Source organism: Intrasporangium sp. (genome assembly GCF_036566125.1).
Taxonomy (GTDB): Bacteria; Actinomycetota; Actinomycetes; order Actinomycetales; family Dermatophilaceae; genus Intrasporangium.
This window is the reverse complement of record NZ_DATCWX010000308.1, coordinates 1-7,017: the sequence shown is the minus strand read 5'-3', so window position 1 is coordinate 7,017 and position 7,017 is coordinate 1. Positions and strand designations below refer to the sequence as shown.

The 7,017-nt window shown below is 71.7% G+C and carries 7 protein-coding genes; all 7 read left to right on the top strand.

All coding sequences use genetic code 11. From position 1 onward, the window contains the following. On the top strand, positions 1-807 hold an 807-nt coding region (locus tag VIR15_RS18705), incomplete at its 5' end, for an HAD-IIA family hydrolase (protein WP_331930529.1). An 83-nt stretch (positions 808-890) separates the two neighbouring features. Next, positions 891-1,088 carry a hypothetical protein gene (locus VIR15_RS18700; RefSeq protein ID WP_331930527.1) on the top strand — a complete coding sequence of 66 codons (198 nt, stop codon included), beginning with the start codon at positions 891-893 and terminating at the stop codon, positions 1,086-1,088. Next, positions 1,085-1,888, top strand: coding sequence for a TlyA family RNA methyltransferase (locus tag VIR15_RS18695; RefSeq protein ID WP_331930525.1), 804 nt, complete (start codon positions 1,085-1,087; stop codon positions 1,886-1,888). The genes VIR15_RS18700 and VIR15_RS18695 overlap by 4 nt, the downstream gene beginning before the upstream one ends. Beyond that, complete coding sequence (locus tag VIR15_RS18690; protein ID WP_331930523.1) at positions 1,885-2,982, top strand: NAD kinase; 1,098 nt, start codon at positions 1,885-1,887, stop codon at positions 2,980-2,982. Before VIR15_RS18695 ends, VIR15_RS18690 begins: the two co-directional genes overlap by 4 nt. A gap of 9 nt (positions 2,983-2,991) precedes the next feature. Further along, positions 2,992-4,785: a DNA repair protein RecN gene (recN, locus tag VIR15_RS18685; RefSeq protein ID WP_331930521.1), complete on the top strand. Its 1,794-nt coding sequence runs from the start codon at positions 2,992-2,994 to the stop codon at positions 4,783-4,785. 77 nt (positions 4,786-4,862) lie between these two features. Continuing rightward, complete coding sequence (steA, locus tag VIR15_RS18680; RefSeq protein ID WP_331930519.1) at positions 4,863-6,044, top strand: putative cytokinetic ring protein SteA; 1,182 nt, start codon at positions 4,863-4,865, stop codon at positions 6,042-6,044. Beyond that, positions 6,041-6,985, top strand: a complete 945-nt coding sequence (locus VIR15_RS18675; RefSeq protein WP_331930517.1) for a copper transporter — start codon at positions 6,041-6,043, stop codon at positions 6,983-6,985. Before steA ends, VIR15_RS18675 begins: the two co-directional genes overlap by 4 nt. Positions 6,986-7,017: the final 32 nt, after the last annotated feature.

The window sequence follows — 7,017 nt, the reverse complement described above, 5'->3', positions numbered from 1 at the left end:
AAAGCCGGTGCCGCCGAGCTCGCGACGCTGCTCCCACGGGGGTCGCGCGTCCTCGCCCTCGGCGGGCCCGGAGTCGCTGCCGCCCTCGCCGAGGCCGGTCTCGACGCCGTGCTGCCCGGCGCCCGGGGTTGCGAGGAGCGGGTCGATGCGGTCCTGCAGGGTCTCGGCCGCCAGCTCACGGTCCGGGACTTCGAGACCGCCGCCAGACACCTGGCCAGCGGCGTGGTCTGGGTGGCGAGCAACGCGGACTCGACGCTGCCGCTCGAGTGGGGGCTGGCGCCCGGCAACGGGGCGTACGTCGCCTTGCTGGCGGCCACCGTCGGCCGCGAGCCAACGGTGGTCGGCAAGCCGCACGCGCCGCTCTACCGTGCAGCGGTGGAGCGGCTCGGCACGCCTGCCGAGGCGACCCTGGCCGTGGGCGATCGGCTCGACACCGACATCGCCGGCGCCGTGGCCGCCGGCCTCGACTCGGCGTGGCTCCTCACCGGCGTGCACCGTCCGAGCGAGCTCCTGCGTCATCACGGGGACGGTGTGCCGACCTGGGTCCTCGGCACCTTGAGCGAGCTCGAGCAGCCGTATGCCGCTGTGTGCCCGGCCGCTGGCGGGTGGACGTGTGCCGGTGGCCGCGTTGCGCTGTCGGCGAGTGGTCTGGACGTGGTCGCAGGAGATGCGCGTCCGGTCGAGCTCGTGCGAGCCGGGCTGGCGGCGCTGCTCGATGCCGTCGAGCGCGGGAACGTGGGCTCCCGTGAGCTCGAGCGGTTGGCCGCCGAGGTCGACGAGCTGCTGGACCGGTCTCGGTTGTCGTAACCGCTACGGTTGCTGGTGGACATGGCGGCGGTCCGGATCGCCGCCAGCTCACAGACCGGGCGACCGCACACCAGGGAGGCAGGATGAGCACCGAGTTCGAGCATCGGGTCACGACAGGCCCCTCGGCGCCGGAGGCGCCGGAGACCGGTGACGCCGCTATCGACGCGGTCCTGGCCGATCTGGCAACAGCCCAGGACGCTCCCCTTGCCCAGCGGATCGACGAGGGTGAGCGCGCCCTCGCCGCCCTCCAGTCTCGCCTCAACGACCTCGGTGGCGCGTGACCCGTAGCCGCCTCGACGCTGCACTCGTGGCTCGAGGCCTCGCCCGATCGCGGGCCCAGGCCGGTGAGCTCATCCGCGACGGGGTCGTTCTCGTCGACGAACGGGTCGTGGGCAAGCCCAGCCACCAGATATCGGATGCCGCCGCCATCACGCTGACTCGCGAGGTCGACCGCTGGGTCGGTCGAGCGGCGCTCAAGCTGTTGCATGCCCTGCAGCTGTGGCCGATCGGCGTCGCGGGCCGACGCTGCCTCGACGTGGGCGCGAGCACCGGAGGCTTCACGCAGGTCCTGCTCGAGCACGGAGCCAGCCAGGTGACCGCCCTTGATGTCGGCCACGGTCAGCTGGCGGCGCGGCTGGCTCACGACCCCCGGGTCATCGACCTGCCGCGCACCAACATCCGGGACGTCGACGCCAGCTCGCTCGGCGGGCCGTTCGACCTCGTCGTGTGCGACCTCAGCTTCATCTCGCTCACCGTCGCGCTCCCGGCGATTCGGCCCCTGGTCCCCGACGGTGGCGACCTCGTCGTGCTGGTCAAACCCCAGTTCGAGGTCGGCCGCGAGCGGTTGGGTCGCAGCGGCGTCGTCACGTCACGCCACGAGCGGCGTCGCGTCCTGCGTACCATCCATGAGACCGCGACGCTGCTGGGCCTCGTCATCCGTGCTGCGGCGCCCAGCCCGATCCGGGGCGGGGAGGGCAACGTCGAGTTCCTCCTGTGGCTCGCCCCGCGCGGCATCACCACTGCGAGCCTGTCCGCTGATGACATGCTGGACTCGATCGACCGCCAGGAGGAGGACCTGTGAACCGCCGCATCCTGCTCGTGGCGCACCCCCGCCGGCCCGAGGCGCTCACCGTGGCCAAGGGCGTCATCGATCGCCTCACCCATCTCGGGATCGAGGTGTCGCTGCAGGCGGACGAGGCAAAGGTGCTCGACCTCAAGCACAGCAACCGGGTCCACATCGCGACGGAGGCGATGGTCGCGGAGGAGACCGTCGCGGAGGGATGTGACCTCGTCGTCGTCCTCGGAGGAGACGGGACGATCCTGCGTGGCGCGGAGTTCGCGCGGAGCGTGGACATCCCACTCCTTGGGGTCAACCTCGGACATGTCGGCTTCCTCGCCGAGGCGGAGCGTGACGACCTCGACGCGACGGTCGAGCACATCGCCAACCGCCGGTACACCGTGGACGAGCGGATGACGCTCCATGTCGACGCGAAGTTCGACGGCGAGATCGTGGCGAGCAGCTGGGCCCTCAACGAGGTGAGCGTCGAGAAGGCCTCCCGTGAGCGCATGCTCGAGCTGACCATCGAGGTGGACGGTCGGCCGCTGTCGAGCTGGGGCGGTGACGGCCTCATCGTCTCGACGCCCACCGGGTCGACCGCCTATGCCTTCTCGGCCGGCGGACCGGTCGTCTGGCCGCAGGTGGAGGCGATGCTCCTGGTCCCCAACTCCGCCCATGCGCTCTTCGCTCGCCCGCTCGTCCTCGGACCGGACTCACACGTGGCGATCGAGCTGGGCACGGGGACCGACGTCATCGGCATCATGTGGTGTGACGGACGTCGTCACATCGACCTGCCCCCCGGTGCGCGGATCGAGGTGCGTCGCGGGATTCGTCCGGTGCGGCTGGCGCGCCTGACGACCGCGCCGTTCACCGACCGGCTCGTGGCGAAGTTCCGTCTCCCGGTGCGGGGTTGGCGCGGCGACGGGAGCCGGGCCAGGCCCCCGGCCGGCGCGTCGCCCCGGTCGGACCGCTGGATCCGCAGCCAACCGAGCGGGACGAGTCCTGCGTCGAGCCCGGCCCGCCGGCGCCCAGCTGCATCCGACGCACTGGAGCAGCCACGCGCGGATGACGTGGACCGCACGCAGGGCATGCACGGCACTGACGGAACTCGGCCCTAAGGTGGTTCCGTGTTCAGCCAGATGAGGATTCGAGGGGTCGGTGTCATCCACGATGCCGTCCTCGACCTGAGCCCTGGTCTCAACGTGCTGACCGGTGAGACGGGTGCGGGCAAGACGATGGTCGTCTCCGGCCTGGGCCTGCTCCTCGGCGAGCGGGCTGACTCAGGACTGGTCCGGACCGGTGCGGAGCAGGCCGTCGTCGAGGGCGTCGTCCACCTGCCGATGGGGCATCCGGCGCTCGCGCGCGCGGACGAGGCCGGCGCCGAGCACGATGACGGCGAGCTCGTCATCGCGCGGACCATGACCGCGTCTGGACGATCGCGGGCTCATGTCGGCGGTCGCACGGCCCCGGTCGGGGTGCTGGCCGAGCTCGGGCGCCATCTCGTCGCGGTCCACGGCCAGGCGGACCAGTGGCGGCTCAAGCAGGGTGATGCCCACCGTGAGGTCCTGGACGACTTCGGGGGACCTGAGCTGCGCGCGTTGCGTGATCGAGTCGCGCGCCTCCATGACGAATGGCGCGCCGCACGGACCGAGCACGAACGTCTTGTCGCGGAGTCACGTGAGCGGGCTCGGACCATTGACTCGTTGACCGCGTCACTCGAGGAGATCGAGGCGGTCGACCCGCAGCCCGGTGAGGACGCCGCGCTCCGCGCCGAGGATGCGCGCCTCGCGCACGCTGACAGCCTGAGACTGGCGGCCGGCCGGGCGCTGGCCGACCTCAGCGGGGATGAGTATGCCGCTGAGCCGGCTCCCAACGTCCGTGACCTCATCGGGTCGGCCAGGTCCGCGCTGTCACACGGGGCCATTCACGACGAGCGGCTCGGTGCTCTCGACTCCCGGATCGATGAGGTCGCCACCCTCGTGACCGATCTGGCGGCCGAGCTGACCGGCTACCTGGAGGACGTGGAGCTGGACCCGCAGCGCCTCGAGTACGTCCAGGAGCGCCGGGCGGCCCTGGCGGTGCTCACCCGCAAGTACGGCGAGTCGGTCGACGAGGTGCTCGCCTGGTCGCAGGAGGCAGCGGCGCGCCTCGACGCACTCCTCTCGGCGGATGATCGGGTCGATGTGCTCCACACCCGACTCGGCGAGCTCACCACCGACCTCGTCGCGGCGGCATCGGAGCTCACCGCCGCGCGCGTGGCCGCGGCGACCGACTTCGCAGCGCGGGTCTCGGAGGAGCTCTCGCATCTCGCCATGGGCAGGGCGGTCGTCGAGGTCCGGGTCGAGCAGCGCACTGCAGAGGACGGGCTGCCGCTCCCGTCCGGGGAACGGGTCCGGATCGGGAGGCACGGCGCCGACGAGGTCGAGATCCTGCTGGCCGCCAACCCCGGGGCCGCCCCCAGGAGCGTGGCCAAGGCCGCCTCGGGAGGTGAGCTGTCGCGAGTCATGCTCGCCCTCGAGGTGGTTGGCTCGAGCAGCGGCACCCCGGACGGCGCGACGGCGGCGCGACGCCCCGGCACACCACCGACCTTCGTCTTCGACGAGGTCGACGCCGGGGTCGGGGGACGGGCCGCCATCGACGTCGGCGCCCGGCTGGCCGCCCTGGCAGAGCAGGCGCAGGTCATCGTCGTGACCCACCTGGCCCAGGTCGCGGCATTCGCGGACCGCCACCTCGTCGTCCACAAGTCCGACGACGGCGCGATCACCTCCAGCAGCGTGACCGTGGTCGAGGGTGCCGACCGGCTCCGGGAGCTGTCCCGGATGATGGGCGGGGACGCGGACTCGGAGGCCGGTCTGGCCCACGCGCGAGAGCTGCTCGAGCAGGCTGACGCGATGCGGGACTCCCGCGTCGGGGCGGCCTGAACGACTCCGTTTCGTTGCCTCGGGCGAGCTTTGGCGGGTCGGTGGCCCCAGACTGACGTGGCACGATGGGGACAACCATGGCCATGTCTCTCCGTCGCCGCGCCCACGCCCCTACCTCGGGTCCCGGGGTGGTCGGTCCTGCCCGTGTGGATGGCCGGACGAAGAACCTCACGAAGCGGCTGCGGCCCGGAGACATCGCCGTCATCGACCACGAGGATCTGGACAAGGTCAGCGCGGACGCACTCGTCGCGGCGAGGCCGGCCGCCGTGGTCAACGCCTCCGCGTCGATCTCCGGCCGCTATCCCAACGTCGGCCCACAGATCCTCAACGAGGCAGGCGTGCCGCTGCTCGACGCCGTTGGGCCTGCCGTCATGGAACTCCACGACGGTGACCCGCTGCGGCTGGACGGCGAGGGGCTCTGGCGCGGTGATATGAGGATCTCGTCGGGTCAGCTGCTCGACGCCGAGGCGATCCAGGCCCAGATGCACGACGCCCGTGCGGGCCTCGCGGTCCAGATCGAGGCCTTCGCCACGAACACCATGGAATTCATCCGCAAGGAGCGCGAACTGCTGCTCGACGGGATCGGGATCCCGCCCATCCGCACCAGGATCGAGGGCCGGCACACGCTCGTCGTGGTCCGGGGCTACCACTACCGGGAGGACCTGCTGACCCTGCGCCCCTACATCCGGGAGTACCGGCCCGTCCTCATCGGCGTCGACGGCGGCGCGGACGCCATCCTCGAGGCCGGCTACCAACCCGACCTCATCGTCGGCGACATGGACTCCGTCTCGGATCGTGCCCTGCGCTCGGGCGCGGAGATCGTCGTGCACGCCTATCGCGACGGCCGGGCGCCCGGGCTGGCCCGTGTCGAGGCGCTCGGCATCGCGCCCGTCGTCTTCCCCGCAGCCGGAACCAGCGAGGACGTCGCCCTGCTGCTTGCCGACGACGCGGGAGCGGAGCTCATCGTGGCCGTCGGGACGCACGTGACCTTGGTCGAGTTCCTCGACAAGGGCAGGGACGGCCAGGCCTCGACCTTCCTGACCCGGCTGCGGGTGGGCGGCAAGCTCGTCGACGCCAAGGGCGTCAGCCGCCTCTACCAGGCGCGCATCCCGGCGCGCATGCTCATCGTGATGCTCCTCGTCGGCATGCTCGCGCTCTTCGCCGCGATCTCCGCCACTCCCGCCGGTCAGGCGTGGCTGCAGGTCATTGCCGCCCGCTGGGACGACGTCTGGACCTGGATCGTGGGGATCTTCACGTGATCGACTTCCGGTACCACCTGGTCTCCATCATCTCCATCTTCCTGGCCCTGGCGGTCGGCATCGTCCTCGGCGCCGGTCCGCTCCAGGGCAACCTCGGGTCCCAGCTCACGGACCAGGTGTCCGCGCTGCGGGCCGAGAAACAAAGTCTCAACGACCAACTGGCAGCGAGCGAGGCACGGGTCGCGGCCGGCGATGAGTATGCCTCTGCAGTATCGGGCCGGGTCATCGACGGGACCCTGACAGGACACAAGGTTGCCCTCATCGTGCTCCCCTCGGCCGACGGCAGCTTGGCGGATCTCGTCGAGGAAGCGGTGACGAGCAGTGGGGCGACGCCGGGCCCAAGGCTCACGATCAGCGGCGAATGGTTCGAGCCGGCCCGCGCGCCGGAGCGAGCGGACGCGGCGAAGGCGGCGGCCTCGACCCTTGGCATCTTCTCGGCCCTGACGGGAGACGCGCTGCTCGCCGAGGTGCTCGCTCGCCTCGCAGTGAGCAACGACGTGGTGTCGGCCTCCGAGTCTCGCACCGCTGCGCTGGAGACCCTCACCCGGGCCGGGCTGGTCGACTCCTCGACGGACGCGCCCGAGCCCGCCGACCTCGCGGTGGTCGTCTCTGGCTCCTTCACCGGTGACGAGGCCGAGGTCCAGCGTCGGTCAGAGACGATCCGGACCCTCGCCCGCCTCGTGGCGGAGAACTCCGCAGGCGCGGTCGTCGCAGGACCCGAACCGGTGGTTTCCTCGGGGCAGCGGATCTCCTCGGACGCCGTCGCAGCCGTCCGCGGCGCGGATGCCACCGCCGGCGTCATCTCGACCGTCGATCATGCGAACGACGCAGCCGGACCCGCCATCGTCGTGCTCGCCCTCGAGGCGGAGCTGGCCGGTGACGTGGGGCACTACGGGACGGCGGAGGGAGCCACGGCGGCAGTGCCGCGGGTGGCTCCGTGAGGCCACGGGCCCGGGCGGCGCTCCAGGCTGCC